This window comes from Deinococcus sp. (assembly GCF_018260405.1).
GTDB lineage: Bacteria > Deinococcota > Deinococci > Deinococcales > Deinococcaceae > Deinococcus.
Window position 1 is genome coordinate 248 of the sequence record NZ_JAGLBG010000240.1, and the last position, 564, is coordinate 811.

The window sequence follows — 564 nt, forward strand, 5'->3', positions numbered from 1 at the left end:
GTCGTATTGGACCTCGTTCAGGCTCTGTTCTGCGGGTTGAACGTCGGTCAGGACTTCAGCCGGAAGAGTCTGAACAGGGGCAGATTGAACCACGGTGGTCGGCTGAGGAGCTGCCTGAACCGGAGCCTCGTCCTCGTCGTCGTCGTCATCGTCTAAAATCATTTTGTTCGTTCACACTTCTGTTACACCCTTTCTTCTCGACCCAGAATCAGTCTTGAATTACCACCTCCTAAAATGTCGTCGAAAAATCTTTCCAGGTAGTCATCGTCGTCATCGTCGTCATCGTCACTTTGAGCCGTAGAAGTTCCGGCAGAAGATTCTTCGTCATCGTCGTCATCATCGTCATCGTCGTCGTCGTCGTCATCATCGTCGTCGTCATCGTCGTCATCGTCAATGCCCTCGATGCCTAAATCGTCGTCGTCGTCGTCGTCCTCTTCGTCGTCACTCCCGCCGCCACCTCCCTGAACCGGTGCCTGTGAGACTTGTTCGGATTGCCTACCTGAGAAAGAATCGATTAGTTTCTGTAATACATTAAAAAAAAAAAAAAACTAGAATCTCTCTTTT